Origin of the sequence: Pseudomonas sp. GGS8, from assembly GCF_024168645.1 — a bacterium.
GTDB lineage: Bacteria > Pseudomonadota > Gammaproteobacteria > Pseudomonadales > Pseudomonadaceae > Aquipseudomonas.
Map to the genome: position 1 here is coordinate 461,236 of NZ_JALJWF010000001.1, position 16,916 is coordinate 478,151.

The following is a 16,916-nucleotide window of genomic DNA, read 5'->3' on the forward strand; positions in this document are numbered from 1 at the left end:
CCAAGGCTTCCTTTCTACGTCGCGAATCGGGCATTGCCTACCTGTAAAATCTGACAGTTCCGACGAGCGGTATACTGGTCTCTTGACTCCAACTCGCGGCTTTTCATGAGCAGGGCGAGTGACTACACAACCTTGCGCAACGGACTACACATCCGCCAGAATCCGCCGGCTTGTGCACCTTGGCCTTGCCCCGTAACTTGATCCGCGTCGCTGCCAATCAGCGATCGGGTTTAGTCGCCCGGGGTTTCACGAATGTGCACAAGCGTCATCCAGTTGGGTATTCCCTATCCCCGCACTCGATGGTGGCTGTTCGCAGGGCGCCTTCGGGCGCGCCGGTTTTTTCGTGATTCCCCGGTCGACTAACCTGCGTCCAGCCGCCACCCCTCGTTTAGTCGCGAGACGGGTGGTAGCCCTAACTACGGAATCGCGAATATGTTCAAAGCCACACCCAATCCCCCAGAAACCGACCCGGTTTCCCCCTACGCCACCCTCGATTCAAGAAAGCTCCACGACGCCGCCGAAAAGGCCCTCGATCACTACCTCAAACCCGACATTGCCCCGTCGCGCTCTTCCCAGGACCGTGCCATGAAAATGTTCACCGTTGTCCCTGATGCCAACCCCGAAGCGTTGACCATCGAGACCTACGAAACCTTTTCGACGGTCAGCATTCTGCTGCTCGACCTGGCGGAAAGCCTGAACGACAAGCCGCGGCATCTGGCGATGGCGATTTACCGGATGAGTGAGTTGGGGTTGATGCTGGTGGAGCGGTCGCTGGATAACGAGAAGGCGATTAAAACGACGTAGGGTTTAGCCTTTTATTTGTTGCTGTCTATGCTGACGCCATCGCGGGCAAGCCCGCTCCCACAGGGTTATTCGGTGAACGCAAAACCTGCGTTCAACTCGAAAACTGTGGGAGCGGGCTTGCCCGCGATGGCGTCAGTACAGGCACCGAGGGCTTCAGGCAGACGCAGGCAACGGCTGAAAACTGAAGTATTGCTGCAACGCCATCACCAATTGCCCATACTCCGGCGGTGCCCGTTGCAGGCTGAACCCGGCGTCATAGTGGTGGGGGGTTGCGTCTTCGTGGCACCACAAGCAACTGGCGTTGAGGTCGATCACCTGCTGACAATGGCCGTCCATGGGGATTTTCAGGCGCAGAGTAAAATCGGCGCCCACCATCATCGGCCACTGGCTGATCAGCATCAGCCCATCTGCGGAGAGATTGCCCAGAAAGCCGATAGGCTTGTCGGTGACGCTGTTGAACACTTTCAGAAAATACGGCAATTGATGCCGCTCGATCCGGCGGTCAGTGAACATGCGTAGTACGCCATGCAAGGCCCTTAAGCAGGGCCGCACTAATGCTTCGGAACGGGCCTGCTTCTATTGATAGAGGCATGGGCGCGCTCTCCCCGATCCTGGTGCGACAGTCCGTCCATCCGCTGTCACTTACTGCTGCCGATCACAGGTGTTACGTCGATTAGAAACAAAGCTCTAAACCGATCTATTCGACTATAGTTCACCGCCGCCGGTCAGCCAGCCTTTGTAGGACAACCCCATCAGAACCGGGTCGGGCGAACCACCGCCGCACTGCGGGTCGGGTAATGTCCCAGGCTCTCCAGGGTTTCCAGGCGGGCACGGGCACGGTAGGCATATTCGCTTTGCGGGTACGAGGCGATGATGAACTGGTAGGTTTGCGCCGCATCGATAAACAGCTTCTGGCGCTCCAGGCACTGGCCGCGCATCATCGACACTTCCGGCTGTACGTAACGACGGGAACGACTGTCACGATCGACCTTGGACAGTTCGAGCATCACCTGCTCGCAGTTGCCGCGTTCGTAGGCGCTGTAGGCATTATTCAAATGATGGTCCATCGACCAACGGGTGCAGCCGGTGACGCTGAGGACGCTGAGGGCAAGGGCGGCAATGAGCACGAATCGCATGGGGGATCTCCTGTCTTGCGCTCTGTATCGACCCGTTGTGCAAATTCTTCAGTCATCAGATGACGGATACAAACGAGTAGAGCCCACCCAAGGCCCTGGATGACGAAAATACGCTTAAGCCAATGAACAACCGGCTGAAGGTGTCACGCTCGTTGATCCGCCCAAACAAAAATACCCACTGAACCGCCTGGGCTCAATGGGCTATGGCACGAATGAATGTCGCGATCATTCGACCTTGAATTGTCGGTATTCTGAACGCCTTGAGTGCTCACCCTGACGGGTCAACATTGCTGCAATTGCGTGGTCCCCTTTGGACAGATCTTCGCGCAAAATACCTGACCACTTGCCTTCCACCACGTCGACTTTGAGCAGGATTTGCATCGACAAGTCCCTATAGATGGTCACTTCCCCTTCTCCATTGTCCTCCACGGTTCCGGAAATACTGACTTTGTTGCTCGCTGTCGCATCTTTTGCCGGGCTCTGAATGACAGGAACGGGCAGGGCTTCGTTTTCAGTGGTCATATCTTTCTCCATGACTCGTCACCCTTGACGAGGTTCCGGAGTATTTAAAGCCTCCCCTCAGACGCCTGCCTACCTGACAGAACTGACAGTCCCGATAGACGGTGCACACCATCACACGGGGAAATCTTCAGGCATGTTCGTTTAAAGAAACAAACAAAAAGTAGTGCAAACGAACAATGACTACACCCATAGACCATAGTAGCCTCTGCTAGCGCTTGAACTCAGGAGTCTATGCATGTCCGTCCGTCGCACCAAAATCGTCGCTACCCTTGGCCCGGCCAGTAACTCGCCGGAAGTTCTCGAACAGCTGATTCTGGCTGGCCTGGACGTCGCCCGCCTGAACTTCTCCCACGGCACCCCCGACGAGCACAAGGCTCGCGCGAAGCTGGTGCGTGACCTCGCTGCCAAGCACGGCCGCTTCGTTGCCCTGCTGGGTGACCTGCAAGGCCCGAAAATCCGTATCGCCAAATTCGCCAACAAGAAGATCGAGCTGAAGATCGGTGATCAATTCACCTTCTCCACCAGCCATCCTCTGACCGAAGGCAACCAGCAAGTGGTCGGCATCGACTACCCGGACCTGGTGAAAGACTGCGGCGTGGGCGACGAGCTGCTGCTCGACGACGGCCGCGTGGTGATGCGCGTCGATACCGCCACCGCCACCGAACTGCATTGCACCGTGACCATCGGCGGCCCGCTGTCGGACCACAAAGGCATCAACCGTCGCGGTGGTGGCCTGACGGCGCCAGCCTTGACCGAGAAAGACAAGGCCGACATCAAGCTCGCCGCCGAGATGGAAGTCGACTACCTCGCCGTGTCCTTCCCGCGTGACGCCGCCGACATGGAATACGCCCGTCAACTGCGCGACGAGGCCGGCGGTACTGCCTGGCTGGTGGCGAAGATCGAACGCGCTGAAGCCGTGGCCGACGACGACACCCTCGACGGCCTGATCAAGGCCTCCGACGCGGTGATGGTTGCCCGTGGTGACCTGGGTGTGGAAATCGGCGACGCCGAACTGGTGGGCATTCAGAAGAAAATCATTCTGCACGCACGCCGCCACAACAAAGCCGTGATCGTCGCGACCCAGATGATGGAGTCGATGATCCAGAACCCGATGCCGACCCGCGCCGAAGTGTCCGACGTAGCCAACGCCGTACTCGACTACACCGACGCCGTGATGCTCTCGGCCGAAAGTGCCGCCGGTTTGTATCCGCTGGAAGCCGTGCAAGCCATGGCGCGCATCTGCATCGGCGCTGAAAAGCACCCGACCAGCAAGACCTCCAGCCACCGCATCGGCAAGGTCTTCGAAAGCTGTGACCAGAGCATCGCCCTGGCGGCCATGTACACCGCCAACCACTTCCCGGGCGTGAAGGCGATCATCGCCCTGACCGAAAGTGGCTACACGCCGTTGATCATGTCGCGCATCCGTTCCTCGGTGCCGATCTACGCGTTCTCCCCGCACCGCGAAACCCAGGCCCGCGCGGCCATGTTCCGTGGCGTCTACACCGTACCGTTCGACCCGGCGTCCTTGCCGCCTGAGCAAGTCAGCCAGGCTGCGATCGACGAGTTGCTCAAACGCGGTGTTGTGGAGAAAGGCGACTGGGTCATCCTGACCAAGGGCGACAGCTACCACACCATCGGCGGCACCAACGGGATGAAAATCCTGCATGTTGGCGACAAGATGGTCTGAGTGACCGGTTGCTGAAAAACAAAAGCCCCGCCATACGAATGGCGGGGCTTTTTTATTTGCGCTCTGGAAGACTGTCAGCCCAGGTAACCGGCGACCAACACATAATAGGGGAAAATACCCCAGTGGCCGGCTGCCACGATCCGGTCATCCGTCCTCAGCGCCACGGCGTTGTACTCACCCGCATTGCCTTCGGCGACATATCCCTGTCCTGCACAGAACGCAGGATCCAGTTTTCCTTCAGGCAACAAGCGAACGACCAACGGGTAGCGGGTGTTTTTGTCCAGGTGGCAACCGGTAATAAGTACACGCGCCTTGGAATCGATAGACAGGGCATTCCCAAACGGATCAAGGTTGCCCAAGGCCAATTCCAACTGTTCTCCTCCATTGAAATCCGGGGCCGCAATGCCTCTAGATGACAGTTTGAGAACAACCAGCTTATTTCCGCTAGCGGATTGAACCTTGCCCAGAGCCCAGATCGCTGAATGACGGTCCGTCACGAGTGCATTATGGCGAGAGCCTGGCAACTCCAGTACATGGAAACCGTAGTCTGCGAAAGTCGTGTCAACCTGCCCCTTGGCAGTGACCCTACCCACTAACACCTGAGTAGGTGTATTGGCGGTGAACAGACAGGAACCATCTGGCAGGCTCTGCGAAGCAGTCACTTCGATGGGCTGTGAGCGATACATCAGCTCAAGAAAGCCCCGGGCATTGAAGTCAGTGTTGAGCGTGCCGTTGTCATTAACGCTGACCAGATACGACACATTAGAGGTAACGCGATTGCTGCGGTAAAAATGAAATACCGTTGGTGAATGGGCAGGTTCGCCCTTGGGCTGCGGTGCGTCGATTTCCTTGAAAACTACCCTGCCACCTTCACCAAAAGTCTTGTCAAGCTGCCCCTCGCAGGTATACCGAGCGGCTGCGGGATAGTAGATCCCGGTGGAACTTTCATAGAGGTGGCCCAACACCAACAATCGGCTCTGCGCGTCTTCGACCACCGAGTGAAAAAAGGAATTGTTGGCCAACGCGGTATCAAAACTGCCAATGACTTTAAACGTGGTATCCACCTTGCCGTCGCTGGTCACGCGGATCAATTCAAAGTTGTGGTCCGGCTTGATACCGACGATCCAGCGCTCGCCGGCAGCCGTCGTCAGGGTACGAGCGTAGCAATCTTCTTCCTGCAGCTTCAAAAAACCATCAACGCCAAATGACGGGTCCGATTGCTTCGGCGAATCTTCAGCTTTGTTCACATGAGAATTGTCCATGGGATTCTCCAGATCCGGCACATTGAGTGCATTCGAATCTGAGCCTAAAGCCGCAATAAACTGCTGCGCTACTGGCAACTCTGACAGTTGACACCTCTGCCAATCCACCCTTGATTAGTCCGCTCAAGACCTTTTCAAATACCCGCTGATAACGCAGCAGCACTCAACCACGGGGTAGAAAGACATCCGCCAGCAGTTGATTGCGCGGCAAACCGGCCAGGTACAAACGCCGGGCAAAGGCGTCGACGCTGTCGGGGGCTCCGCAGACTAAAGCCACGGTTTGCCGGGAAACAAGGCGCAGTTGCGCCAACGCCTGCGGCAACTCGGCCGGCGTCCACAGCTCGACGCTAAGGTTCTCACGGCCCTCGGCCATGGCTTGCAGGGGTTTGGCCAGATAATGCTCACTCGCATCATGGGCCAGGTGAATGACGCGGATGGCGCCTTGGTGATCCTGACGCAACGCTTCGCGCAAAATACCGAACAACGGCCCCAGACCAGTGCCGGCCGCCAATAACCACAGCGGTCGGGTGTGCCAGCCCGAGTCGTAATGCAGCGCCCCGCCGCGCAACTCGCCGAGGCGAATCGGGTCGCCGATGGTCAAGCGACGCGCCGCATCACTGAATTCCCCCGGTTGGCGGCAATCGAGGTGGAACTCCAGAAAGCGATCTTCTTCCGGCAGGCTGGCCAGGGAATACGGCCGCGCCACCTGCCCCGCCCATAACACCAGATGCTGCCCCGCCTGATAGCGCAACGGTCGCTCACTCGCCAGGCGCAAACGCAACACGCTGGCGCTCAGCCAATCGCTGGCCACCACTTGCGCGGCAAGGCCATCGCGCAGCGGGTCAAAGGTTTCGACTTGCAGATCGTCGACCACCTGGCACTGACAGGCCAACCGCCAACCCTGCTGACGCTGTTCATTGCTCAAGGCATCGGGACGGCTGTCGCTGGGCAGGCCCTCGACACATTTGACCAGGCACGCGTGGCAACTGCCGGCGCGGCAGCTGTAGGGCACCGCCACGCCGTTTTGATTCAGGGCATCGAGCAGGTTGCTGCCCGCCGCCACCGCCCATTGGCGTTCGCCGACCCGTAACTCAGGCATCGACATTCTCCCAGGCTGCCGCACAACGGTTGCGGCCATCACGCTTGGCGCGGTACAGCGCCTGATCGGCACTGTGCAAGGCGTGATCCAGATCATCGCCCGGTTCCAACAAGGTCATGCCCGCCGACAGGCTGAGGTGGGCGATCTCCAGGCCGACCAATTCGACATCCATGAAGGCAATGCGCAACCGCTCGCAACACGCTGTCAGGCGCTCGGCATCGCAATCGGGCAGCAGCACCACGAATTCTTCACCGCCATAACGGGCCAGAATATCGCCATCGCGCAGGCAGGCAGTGGCCACCCCGGCGAATGCTTGCAGCACCTGATCGCCGGCGGCGTGGCCGTGAACATCGTTGATGCGTTTGAAGTGGTCGAGGTCGATCAGCGCCAGACCATGCACCACACCGACTTCCAAGGCGTTCAGCTCGCGAGAAGCCAGGCGCAGAAAATGCCGACGGTTGAACAGCCCGGTGAGTTCGTCGGTCGCCACCAGGCCTTCGAGCTGACGCATCATTCCGCGCAGGGTGTCTTGATGCGCCTGCAAGGCGAACCGCCGCTGACGCATACGCTGGCGCGACACCTGGACATAACGGGCATAGAGCACCAGCCAGCTGAGCACCACAAACAGCACGCACACCTGCAACAGGGCCTGCGTCGGGTCGTGCAGTTTGAAGTAGTAGAGTTCCCATAACGTGATGGCGCTGAAACTGAAAAACACCAGCAACGCGCAACGCACAAAAGCGATGCGCGACAAATGAAACAGCCCGAACAACAGGATCAGCAGGTAAAACACCAGAAACGCACCGCGCGCCTCGTCCAGATGGGCGATCAGCCACGTTTGCCAACCCAGCCCCAGCAGCATTTGCACTTCGGTCAGGCTGGGGTCGGAACAGCGCAGGTTAGCGCCGCTATAAAACACTGCGAACAACACGACCTGACTGAGCACCGCCAACACGCTGCCGATCACCATGCCGGCGAGGGAGTCATCGTAATGGCCAGTGAAAAACGCCAGCCACAGCAGCAGCAAAGCCAGGGCATAGGTGCCGGCCGCGAGGGCAAAGCGTTTGAGCAAAAGCCGCTGGATGGCGTTATGGGTCAATCGTTGATTCACCGTGCGAAAGGAGGCTGTCGGAGTGTCCTACTCTACAGGCCGGATGCCACTTTAGTGGCGAGTCTGATAAATGACCATTCAATTTTTGTGGCGAAATTCTGGCGTCAAACCCATGACCTTGGCTCGGGGTAACCTGTGGTGAGGGGGCTTGCCCCCGTTCGGCTGCGAAGCAGTCGTAAAATCTGCCAATGCGGCGAGTATCTGTGCCTGAAAGAATGTCTGGGAGCGCTTCGCACTCCAACGGGGGCAAGCCCCCTCGCCACAGGCAAGCCCCTCGCCACAAAATCCGGCGCGTGTACAGGCCATCGAGGCGCGGTATACTGCCGCGCCTTTTTAGCGTCGCGCCAGCAGCCCCGGCGTGCCTTGAAAGGTGCTTGCAACCGACCGATGCACTCAAGCTGCAAGCACCTTATTGAATGTTCCCGTCTTTTAGAGGAGCGCGACTCATGACCGTGATCAAGCAAGACGACCTGATTCAGAGCGTTGCCGACGCCCTGCAATTCATTTCCTACTACCACCCCGTGGATTTCATCCAGGCGATGCACGAGGCCTACCTGCGTGAAGAATCGCCGGCAGCCCGCGATTCCATCGCGCAAATCCTGATCAACTCGCGCATGTGCGCCACCGGCCACCGCCCGATCTGCCAGGACACCGGCATCGTCACCGTGTTCGTGCGCGTGGGCATGGACGTACGTTGGGATGGCGCCACCATGGGCCTGGACGACATGATCAACGAAGGCGTGCGCCGGGCTTACAACCTGCCGGAAAACGTCCTGCGTGCCTCGATCCTCGCCGACCCGGCGGGCGCTCGTAAAAACACCAAGGACAACACCCCGGCTGTGATCCACTACTCCATCGTTCCGGGTAACACCGTGGAAGTGGACGTGGCGGCCAAGGGCGGCGGTTCCGAGAACAAGTCGAAAATGGCCATGCTCAACCCGTCCGACTCGATCGTCGACTGGGTGTTGAAAACCGTTCCGACCATGGGCGCCGGCTGGTGCCCACCGGGCATGCTCGGCATCGGCATCGGCGGCACCGCCGAGAAAGCTGCCGTGATGGCCAAGGAAGTGTTGATGGAATCCATCGACATTCATGAGCTGAAAGCGCGCGGCCCGCAGAACCGCATCGAAGAGATGCGCCTGGAGCTGTTCGAGAAGGTCAACCAACTGGGTATTGGCGCCCAGGGCCTGGGTGGCCTGACCACCGTGCTCGACGTGAAGATCATGGATTACCCGACTCACGCCGCCTCCCTGCCGGTGTGCATGATCCCGAACTGCGCCGCCACCCGTCACGCGCATTTCGTGCTCGACGGTTCCGGCCCGGCCTCGCTGGAAGCGCCACCGTTGGACGCCTACCCGGAAATCGTCTGGGAAGCCGGTCCGTCGGCTCGTCGCGTCAACCTCGACACCCTGACGCCTGAAGAAGTGCAGAGCTGGAAGCCGGGCGAAACCGTCCTGCTCAACGGCAAGATGCTCACCGGTCGCGACGCCGCGCACAAGCGCATGGTCGAGATGCTGAACAAGGGTGAAACCCTGCCGGTAGACCTCAAGGGTCGCTTCATCTACTACGTCGGCCCGGTTGATCCGGTGCGCGAAGAAGTGGTTGGCCCGGCTGGCCCGACCACCGCCACGCGGATGGACAAGTTCACCCGCCAGATCCTCGAGCAAACCGGCCTGTTGGGCATGATCGGCAAATCCGAGCGCGGCCCGACCGCAATCGAAGCGATCAAGGACCACAAAGCCGTTTACCTGATGGCAGTCGGCGGTGCGGCTTACCTGGTGGCACAAGCGATCAAGAAATCCCGCGTGGTGGCGTTCGCTGAACTGGGCATGGAAGCCATCTACGAGTTCGACGTGAAAGACATGCCGGTGACCGTTGCTGTGGATAGCAAGGGTGAGTCGGTACACATCACCGGCCCTGCGATCTGGCAGCAGAAGATCAGTGAAAGCCTGGCGGTGGAAGTGCAGTAAGCGTTTCCCTCCCGACAAAAGACCGGCCCGTCAGCAATGACCAGCCGGTCTTTTTTTTTGCCTGCCATACAACGATGCTTTCGACACCTATCAGATCTGACAGGTTACTCCCCATAGGCGCTCTGATAAGTTGGAACCTCACCGGCGTTCATTTCCCTGCCCCGGTTCACAGGTTTACTTGCCATGGCCAATGATGCAGATGCGCTCATTACCCCCCCTTCCATCGCCAAAACGGCGTCCATTGCCACCAATGGCCGCAGTTGGGGGGAAATCGGCGCCACCGGCCAAAAGTCCTACACACTGCCATTGCCTTTTCAGACCGGGCGCACGCTCAATCCTGACTTGGCCCTTCACTACGACAGCAACGCGGGCAACGGCGCGTTTGGCCTGGGCTGGCATCTGAATCTGCCCGCCATCAGCCGCCAGACCAGCAAAGGCGTACCAGAATACGAGGCCGATGACGTGATGCAGGCCGACGGCACCGAGCTGCGGCCTGAACTGACCCTTGAGGGCAAGATCAAGGCCAGCAAGCGCACCCATCGCCATGGCCCGCGTACCGAAGAATACTCGGTGGTGCGTTACATCCCTCGTCTGGAGGGAGCGTTCAGCCGCTATGAGTTTTGGTCACCGGCCGACGGCAAACCTGGATTCTGGATGGTTTACGGCGCTGATGGCTCGTGTTCCTGCTACGGGAACAGCGAGACCTCACGGGTGTTCGACCCTGAAAACGAACACCGCGTCGCCATTTGGCTGTTGGTGGAAATCATGAGCGTGGTGGGCGAACATATCGTCTTTGAGTACAAGAGCGACGATAAAGCCCCCGACGATCGTCATGACTATCGGGCTCAGCGATACCTGCGTCAGATCTGCTACGGCAACGAGACGGCCCGTGCCGAGTTGTTTTGTCTTGCTTATGAGGCCCCGCAGAACCTGAACTGGTATTTCCGGATGGTGGTGGACTACGGCGAGCGCAGCACTGACCCCCTCGTGGCGCCGCCGTTCGAAGCCCCGGATGAAAATGCCTGGCCGCTGCGCACCGACCCTTCGCGCATGCATCGCTACAGCTTCGAGGTCGGCACCCGGCGTCTGTGCCGGCAATTTCTGATGTACAACAACATCGGCACCGAGAAAGTACTGGTCAATCGCTTGTTGCTGGAACATCACGCTACGCCACTGCGCTACAACCAGCTGCAAGCCGCCCACTACATGAGCTACGACGCCGGGGGGCGGGTCAAACAGATCCCGCCTCTGGAGTTTTTTTACTCGGCGTTCGAACTTAATACCCGGCCCGAGCCTTTTTTGAATCTCGATCATATGCCCGGGCTCAACGACGGCCAGCCCTACCACTGCGTCGACCTTTACGGTGACGGCGTGCCAGGTGTTCTGTGCCAGTACGACAACGCCTGGTATTACCGTGAGCCTCTGCGGGCTGAGCTGGGCACTGACAAAATCGTTTATAGCCCATGGACGTTGCTGCCCCAGATTCCGACGGCCGACGGCAACAAACCGGTGGTGCAGATTCTGACCGACCTCACCGGCGACGGACGTCTGGACTGGATCGTCGCGCAGCCGGGCGGCAGCGGTTATTACACCTTCAATCCAGATCACACCTGGTCGCCGTTCAAGCCGTTCAGCCAGTTTCCCGTGGAATTCTTTCATCAGTTGGCTCAATTGGGCGACTTGAGTGGTGACGGCCTGGACTCCATGGCCCTGATCGGTCCGAAAAGCGTGCGGGTGTACGCCAACCTGCGGGAAAAAGGCTTCGCAGTGGCGAAGGATGTGCCTCATGAACCGCAGGGTTCACTGCCGCTGTTCAGCAACGCCCGCTCCGAACTGGTGTTTTTCGGCAACATTCACGCCAGCGATCTCCCCGGGCTGTGCCGGGTTCGCCACGACAAAATCGAATGCTGGCCCAATCTGGGCCATGGCAAGTTCGGGCAAGGCATCGAGATCAGCGCCCCGCTCTTCGATTATCCGGACTTCAACACCGATCAGGTGCGCATTGCCGATCTGGACGGATCCGGTGCGCCCGCCCTGATTTATCTGTATTCGGATTACTTTGAGATTTACTACAACTACGGCGGCAATGGCCTGGCGCCGGATCCGATAACGGTTCCGTGGCCCGAAGGCGTGCGCTACGACAACCTCTGCCAGGTGACCTTCGCCGACCTGCAAGGCCTGGGCTGCGCCAGCCTGCTGTTGACCGTGCCGCACATGTCGCCGCAGCACTGGGTGTATCACTTCGTCACCGAGCGGCCATACCTGCTCAACGGCTGCAATAACAACATGGGTTACAGCGCCACGCTGGGCCATGTCAGCAGCGCACAATGCTGGCTGGATGAAAAACGCAAAGCGTTGATGGCAGGGGAGCGTCCGGTCTGCTACCTGCCGTTCCCTCAGCAAGTGCTCAAATGGTTGCGGCAGGACGATGAGATTACCGGCAATTACCTGATGCAGTTTTTTGAGTATTTCGAAGGCTATTACGACGGAACAGAGCGAGAGTTTCGTGGTTTCGGGCGGGTCTACCAGACCGATAGCGAGTTGACGCCGGACCAGGCCGAAAGTGGTCACACTGCCCCGATGCGGGTCAAAAGCTGGTTTCACACCGGTCAAAGTATCGAGATCAAACTCAAAGATACCTGCCAGCTCGACGACAAGGCGACACCGTTGGGCCGCACACTGTTTTCAACCTTCGACGAGATCGAGGACGTCGATCTGATTCGTAAGCCCAACCCCAACGAGGAACGCGAAATCGCCTACGCCCTCAGTGGTCATTTGCTGCGCACCGAAGTCTCCCAGGCCGACGACAGCGAGCCCGAGCGACTGTTTTCCCAAACCGAACTCCGCTACCGGGTTCGGAAAACCGCCGGCGAGCCATCGAGCATGATGGTGATGGAACAAGAAACCCGCAGTTTTCAATACGAGCGTTTTATGGACGACCCGCGTTGTCAGCATGGGGTCAACCTGGAATGGGACCGGTTCGGCCAACTCGTCCACGGTTTCACCATTGACTGTGCACGACGCCAGACTAAGGACGACAAACCACCGTTCGAGGAAGAGGATCAACACCAAGCCTGGATCGATAGCTTCGATGATCAACAAGAAGTGTTTTACCTGACAGAAACCCTTGCCGATTTCCTTCACATCACCGCCCCCCATTGGCTGCTCGGGTTACCCTCACGCCAGCGCAGCAATGCGCTGATACTGCCCAAGGGCACGTTACCTCAGGGGCTGAGCCCGGATCAGGTGAGCTTTGAAAAACTCTTGCAGCATCAGGCGAGCGGCGAATGGACGGCGCGTCGTGAACTGACATCGCTCTCCCGGCAACACTATCTGGAGGGCGACGATGGCAAGATCCTGTATCCGCCGCTGGCCGGGCCCACGGAACAGGCGGTGTTCGACAAAAAGGCCCTGGCGGCCTACGACGATGTCCAGCCTCCGTTTGCCATTCGCGCAGAACTGGAGAAAATCGGCTACCAACCCATGAGCCTGTTTTTTCCTGAAAACCCGATTGAAGATCAGCTGAAGAACCTGTGGTCAGCGCTGAGCGGCTTTTTCACCTACGCCGCTGCCAGCCATTTTTACCAGATCATCGCCGTGCAGCAGACCAGCAGCCATGGCGTGACTGAAATCACCCGAGATCGCTACCACCTGCTGACCACCACCATCACTTTGCCGGACGGGTGCACGACCCAAGTGGATTACGATTACCACTTCCTCTTGCCGAAGAGCATTAGAGACCCCAACGACAATTTTCAGGAAGTGCTATATGATCGGGGCGGGCAACCTCTGGTGACCAGTTCTTACGGCACTGAAGAAGGCGAGGCTGAGGGGTTCAATCCTCTTGCCGAGCATACGGTGCCGACTGACGAGACTCCCGGCTACGCCATTGAATATCCGAAGATAGTGGTGGAGGCTGCCGCCAGCGCGGTGCGCGTTGACCTGTATAGCTGGATGCCCAAACTTCCTGATTCCGAAGCACTCGCCATCGATAGAAAGGAATGGATCGCCCAGGGTTTGATACTGCCTGACGGACGCATCCGCGCCACGGCCCTGCGCTGGTTGAACCGGCTGCAAAAGCTCAGTCATAACGAACAGACCCTGCTTGAGTGCGCCCGCACTGCCCCCCGCCAACCCGTGCACAGCGTCACCCTGACAGCCGACCGTTATCCTCACGATAGTCCGCAACTGATCCAGATTGTCATCCGTTTTGTGGACGGCTTCGGGCGCGAGCTGCAAACCAAACAACGAGTCGAAGCGGGCCAAGCTTATATAGCCACTCCCGAGGGCGATCTCGAACTCGAAAACGGTCAGCCGCGCGAGGCACTGGCGGATCGACGCTGGCGTGTCAGCGGGCGCGTCGAGCGCAACCATAAAGGCGAGACCATCCGGGTCTACCGGCCGTATTTCCTCGATACCTATCGCTACATCAATGACAGCTCGATGCGCCAGTACGGGTATCACGATCGGATTTTTTATGATGCGCCAGGACGGCCGATCCAAACGATCAATGCCCTGGACTATCTGGCGTACGACATCCTGCATCCCTGGTTCAAGCTCAGCTACGACTTCAACGACACTGACGAATCACCGTTGGCGAAGAGGATCAAGCCATGAGCGGCAGTGTGCACTGGCGCACACCTTCGGTGTCCGTCACTGACCCTCGCGGCCTGGTCATCCGGCAAGTCGAATACCTGCGCAAGGTGGCCGGTGATGAGGTGAAAATCCTCCTCACCCGCCAGCAATATGACAATGCCGGACGGCTGGCGGCGCAACGGGACCCGCGCCTGCCCACGCCTAACACCAGCACCCTTTATGGGTTGGACGGCCAGCCGCTCAAGGTCTACAGCGTCGATGCCGGGGTGAATCTGAACCTGCCGGGACTGTCCGCAGAACCAATGCAGTCCTGGGATGCCCGCGGCAATCATCGACGCATGAGCTACGACAATCAGATGCGCGTGCTGGCCATCGAAGAGAACGCGGTGCCAAACGTCCAAACCTTCACCTACGCCGACGCCTCGGCCGACTCCGGCCACAACCTGCGCGGACAGATGACCGCACTGAAAGAACCGTCGGGCAGGGTTGATTTTCACAGCTTCGGCCTGACCGGCGCGGCGCTGCGCGAAACCCGTACCTTTCACGACGCCAGGGCCTTTGTCAGTCGTCGCACGTTCAGCCCCTTGGGAACCGTGCTGGAACAGATCGATGCCGGCGAAAACAAGCAACAGTCGATATCCGACGTTGCCGGACAACTGCGACAGGTCAAGTTGCAGCTCAAGGACCAATCCGATTGGCAAACGGTGCTGCGGGATGCGCAGTTCAACGCTGCCGGCCAGATCATTGAACAGGTGACCGGCAACGGCGTGACCAGTCGCTGGCTTTACGGTCCGGCCGACGGGCGCCTGCACCGGCAAATCGCGCAAAAGGATCCGACCTCGGTTCTTCAAGATTTCGAATACCAATACGACCGGATGGGCAACATCACCGCCATCCTCGACCACGTCTTCACGCCCACGTTTTTTGCTAACCAACGGGTCGATGGCAATCGCACATTCACATACGACTCGCTGTCCCGGCTGCGCAGCGCAACCGGTTATTCCGACGCCCCACCTTCGGACAACCCGGGCCGGCCGCAGCCGACCGACCCCAACGACCGGCGCAATTACACGCAAAGCTACGAATACGACAACAGCGACAACCTGTTCAAAACCACCCATACGCGCGATGGCGCCAGCCATACCTCCGAGATGTTTATCGACTCCGCCAGCAACCGTGGCGTGCGCCATAAACCAGGTGATCCGTCGCCGGACCTCGACACGCTGTTCGACCCCGCCGGCAACATGTTGGCCCTGCAACCGGGCCAGCGCATGCACTGGAACAGCCGCGGCCAGCTGGAAACGGTGACCCTGGTCGATCGCAACGGCAGCGGCCCCGACGATGCGGAACATTACCGCTACAGCCAAGGCGAGCGTGTCTACAAACGCCACGAGACCTACACCACGAAAACCAGCCACTTCCATGAGGTGCGCTATTTGCCGGGGCTGCAGATCCGCACCAAGGACAGCGGCGAAGAGCTGCACGTCATCACCTTGCCAGGCGGTCGGGGCAGCGTGCGTTGTCTGCATTGGGTCAGCAAAAAACCCGACGGCATCGAGCAGGATCAACTGCGCTACAGCGTCGACGATCACTTGGGCTCCATTGTCATGGAGCTTGATCAAAACGCTCGGGTAGTCAGTCGCGAAGGCTATTACCCGTTTGGCGGCACGGCCTGGCTGATAGCAAGTTCTGCGCTGGAGATCAGCTATAAAACGATCCGCTATTCGGCCAAGGAAATGGATGAGTGCGGACTTTATTACTATGGCGCCCGCTATTACGCGCCGTGGTTGTGGCGATGGGTGAGTGCTGATCCGGCGGGGCCTGTGGACGGGCCGAATCTTTTTGCGTTTGTGAGGAACAACCCGCTGAACTATTTCGATGAGGAAGGAGAAAAACGGACCTCCTCGGAGCAGAGAGCCATCGTCGACAATTACGAGACTCTGCTGGCAACAGTGGAGACCAGACTGGATCAGGCGATTTACCAATTAAGCAACTTGCATCGTACCCGAGACATCTACAAATCAGGCGCCAAAAGATTCGTGTTCACCACCATCAATCTTATTGCCTCAGCCATTACCGCGGGTTTGGCGGCTACGGCGGCGACGGCTGCCACGGCTTTCACCGGGCCGGCCGCCCCAATATTAGGGGTTGGTGCAGGCATCGTTGCCGCGGATGTAACAGGGAATGCTCTGGACAAAGTCGCTAAAAAGAGCGCTTTTGGCTATCCGCTCTTACCCAAGGCAGACGACTTCGATGTGGACAATATAGTCAAGGAAGCAACACCTTCGGGCCTGAAAGAGGAAGTGAAATCAATGGCCTCCAAATACGACCCGCGAACAACGGATGGCCAAAAAGAAACTGCGTTTGCAGCAGTCATCAATACTGTAGACACGCTCTCCTCAACCTCTCACCTTGAAAAGGCGCTGGCGCTCTTTCGCTTGAGTACCGAGCTGACCGAAGCGTTGAATGGCACACTCGGTCTGCGAGATCTGGACGTAACAAACCAGTCTCTCGAAACACTGAGCGACTTCCTTGATACCCAGAAAGATATGGCTGATGAAGCGCTGGCAAAGCTTGAAAGCTCTATTGCCATGCACAAGGCAGAGGTCGCCGGAACCCGCCATCGGCTGGGTGCGACGGAAATCGTTGTCAAAGCCAAGATGCAACGCGTGTTCGATCTGAATCACCGGTTAGCTCAACGTTTTCAAAAACAACAAGCGGCCTGAAAT

Annotated in this window: 11 protein-coding genes; 5 read left to right on the forward strand and 6 right to left on the reverse strand. The window is 58.6% G+C overall.

Features of this window, described 5'->3' with window-relative positions; all coding sequences use genetic code 11:
• Nucleotides 1-432 precede the first annotated feature (432 nt).
• Nucleotides 433-804 carry a DUF6124 family protein gene (locus tag J3D54_RS02110; RefSeq protein ID WP_253416499.1) on the forward strand — a complete coding sequence of 124 codons (372 nt, stop codon included), beginning with the start codon at nt 433-435 and terminating at the stop codon, nt 802-804.
• Nucleotides 805-957: 153 nt separating this feature from the next.
• Here the strand turns inward: J3D54_RS02110 and J3D54_RS02115 are convergent, their stop codons facing one another.
• The 3 genes from J3D54_RS02115 to J3D54_RS02125 form a co-directional block, all read right to left on the reverse strand.
• A complete protein-coding gene (locus J3D54_RS02115; RefSeq protein WP_253416500.1) occupies nt 958-1,317 on the reverse strand; it encodes a PilZ domain-containing protein in 360 nt (119 codons plus the stop codon).
• Between the two features lie 239 nt (nt 1,318-1,556).
• Nucleotides 1,557-1,940 (reverse strand): tol-pal system YbgF family protein, encoded by a 384-nt coding sequence (locus J3D54_RS02120; protein ID WP_253416501.1) that lies wholly within the window; start codon nt 1,938-1,940, stop codon nt 1,557-1,559.
• 225 nt (nt 1,941-2,165) lie between these two features.
• Complete coding sequence (locus J3D54_RS02125) at nt 2,166-2,462, reverse strand: hypothetical protein (protein WP_253416502.1); 297 nt, start codon at nt 2,460-2,462, stop codon at nt 2,166-2,168.
• A 235-nt stretch (nt 2,463-2,697) separates the two neighbouring features.
• On the opposite strand from J3D54_RS02125, the gene pyk reads away from it, so the two are divergent.
• The gene (gene pyk, locus J3D54_RS02130; RefSeq protein ID WP_253416503.1) at nt 2,698-4,149 is read left to right on the forward strand and encodes a pyruvate kinase; all 1,452 of its coding nucleotides are present in this window, start codon (nt 2,698-2,700) and stop codon (nt 4,147-4,149) included.
• A gap of 74 nt (nt 4,150-4,223) precedes the next feature.
• On the opposite strand, the gene J3D54_RS02135 is transcribed toward pyk, so the two are convergent.
• From J3D54_RS02135 to J3D54_RS02145, 3 genes are all read right to left on the reverse strand, one after another.
• Entirely contained in the window at nt 4,224-5,411 is a 1,188-nt protein-coding gene (locus tag J3D54_RS02135; RefSeq protein ID WP_253416504.1) for a hypothetical protein, read from the reverse strand.
• A gap of 163 nt (nt 5,412-5,574) precedes the next feature.
• Nucleotides 5,575-6,510 carry an iron-sulfur-binding ferredoxin reductase gene (locus J3D54_RS02140; protein WP_253416505.1) on the reverse strand — a complete coding sequence of 312 codons (936 nt, stop codon included), beginning with the start codon at nt 6,508-6,510 and terminating at the stop codon, nt 5,575-5,577.
• The gene (locus J3D54_RS02145) at nt 6,503-7,609 is read right to left on the reverse strand and encodes a diguanylate cyclase (protein ID WP_253416506.1); all 1,107 of its coding nucleotides are present in this window, start codon (nt 7,607-7,609) and stop codon (nt 6,503-6,505) included. Before J3D54_RS02145 ends, J3D54_RS02140 begins: the two co-directional genes overlap by 8 nt.
• Before the next feature lie 458 nt (nt 7,610-8,067).
• Here J3D54_RS02145 and J3D54_RS02150 point away from each other — a divergent pair, with 458 nt between their 5' ends.
• The 3 genes from J3D54_RS02150 (at nt 8,068) to J3D54_RS02160 (ending at nt 16,913) form a co-directional block, all read left to right on the forward strand.
• A complete protein-coding gene (locus J3D54_RS02150) occupies nt 8,068-9,591 on the forward strand; it encodes a fumarate hydratase (protein ID WP_007938826.1) in 1,524 nt (507 codons plus the stop codon).
• A 183-nt stretch (nt 9,592-9,774) separates the two neighbouring features.
• Nucleotides 9,775-14,208 carry a SpvB/TcaC N-terminal domain-containing protein gene (locus J3D54_RS02155; RefSeq protein ID WP_253416507.1) on the forward strand — a complete coding sequence of 1,478 codons (4,434 nt, stop codon included), beginning with the start codon at nt 9,775-9,777 and terminating at the stop codon, nt 14,206-14,208.
• Nucleotides 14,205-16,913, forward strand: a complete 2,709-nt coding sequence (locus tag J3D54_RS02160) for an RHS repeat-associated core domain-containing protein (protein ID WP_253416508.1) — start codon at nt 14,205-14,207, stop codon at nt 16,911-16,913. The genes J3D54_RS02155 and J3D54_RS02160 overlap by 4 nt, the downstream gene beginning before the upstream one ends.
• The last annotated feature ends 3 nt before the right edge of the window (nt 16,914-16,916 follow it).

What these genes read in the sequence shown, in the direction of transcription:
- J3D54_RS02110 (WP_253416499.1), top strand. Translation starts at nt 433, where the DNA reads ATGTTCAAAGCCACACCCAATCCCCCAGAAACCGACCCGGTTTCCCCC.
- J3D54_RS02115 (WP_253416500.1), bottom strand. Translation starts at nt 1,317, where the DNA reads ATGTTCACTGACCGCCGGATCGAGCGGCATCAATTGCCGTATTTTCTG.
- J3D54_RS02120 (WP_253416501.1), bottom strand. Translation starts at nt 1,940, where the DNA reads ATGCGATTCGTGCTCATTGCCGCCCTTGCCCTCAGCGTCCTCAGCGTC.
- J3D54_RS02125 (WP_253416502.1), bottom strand. Translation starts at nt 2,462, where the DNA reads ATGACCACTGAAAACGAAGCCCTGCCCGTTCCTGTCATTCAGAGCCCG.
- pyk (WP_253416503.1), top strand. Translation starts at nt 2,698, where the DNA reads ATGTCCGTCCGTCGCACCAAAATCGTCGCTACCCTTGGCCCGGCCAGT.
- J3D54_RS02135 (WP_253416504.1), bottom strand. Translation starts at nt 5,411, where the DNA reads ATGGACAATTCTCATGTGAACAAAGCTGAAGATTCGCCGAAGCAATCG.
- J3D54_RS02140 (WP_253416505.1), bottom strand. Translation starts at nt 6,510, where the DNA reads ATGCCTGAGTTACGGGTCGGCGAACGCCAATGGGCGGTGGCGGCGGGC.
- J3D54_RS02150 (WP_007938826.1), top strand. Translation starts at nt 8,068, where the DNA reads ATGACCGTGATCAAGCAAGACGACCTGATTCAGAGCGTTGCCGACGCC.
- J3D54_RS02155 (WP_253416507.1), top strand. Translation starts at nt 9,775, where the DNA reads ATGGCCAATGATGCAGATGCGCTCATTACCCCCCCTTCCATCGCCAAA.
- J3D54_RS02160 (WP_253416508.1), top strand. Translation starts at nt 14,205, where the DNA reads ATGAGCGGCAGTGTGCACTGGCGCACACCTTCGGTGTCCGTCACTGAC.